The following is a 567-nucleotide window of genomic DNA, read 5'->3' as shown; positions in this document are numbered from 1 at the left end:
GCTCCATCAGCGTGGCGTGGTGCACCAACCGGTCGATGGCGGCCACCGCCATCATGCTGTCGGGGAAGATGCTGTCCCAGGCGCTGAACGGTTGGTTGGCGGTGATGATCAGGCTGGCCGACTCGTAACGGTGGGCGATCAGCTCGAACAGCACCGAGGTCTCGGCCTCGCTGCGCTTGACGTAGCCGATGTCGTCGATCACCAGCACGGCGTACTTGTCGAGCTTGATCAGGGCATCGCTTAGGCGCAGGGCCTGCTTGGCGGCCTGGAGCTCCTGGACCAGGCTTGAGGCGGTGACGTAGCGCACCCGGTAGCCCTGGTCCACCAGCGTATGCCCGAGCCCGGCCGCCACGTGGCTCTTGCCGACGCCGGAGGGCCCGAACAGCAGCAGGTTGTGCGCCTGGTCGACCCACTGCGTGTCGCCCGCCAGGGCGCTTAGCTGCCGGCGCTGCTCGGCCGCGATGGCGTCGAACTCGAAGGACTCCAGCGTCTTGCCCACCGGCAGCCGGGCCTCCTTGAGGTGCCGGGCCAGCCGGCGTCGCTCACGCTCGGCCAGCTCGTGCTCGC

Annotated in this window: 1 protein-coding gene; it reads right to left on the bottom strand. The window is 68.8% G+C overall.

Annotation, left to right across the window (positions count from 1 at the left end):
• Positions 1 to 567, bottom strand: a 567-nt coding sequence (gene istB, locus LWH48_RS18185; protein ID WP_232913682.1) for an IS21-like element helper ATPase IstB, incomplete at both ends; no start/stop codon positions are given.

It is taken from the genome of Halomonas sp. G15 (genome assembly GCF_021282295.1).
GTDB lineage: Bacteria > Pseudomonadota > Gammaproteobacteria > Pseudomonadales > Halomonadaceae > Halomonas > Halomonas alimentaria.
Note: the sequence above shows the minus strand (reverse complement) of the source record. Positions and strands in the feature narration are given on the sequence as shown.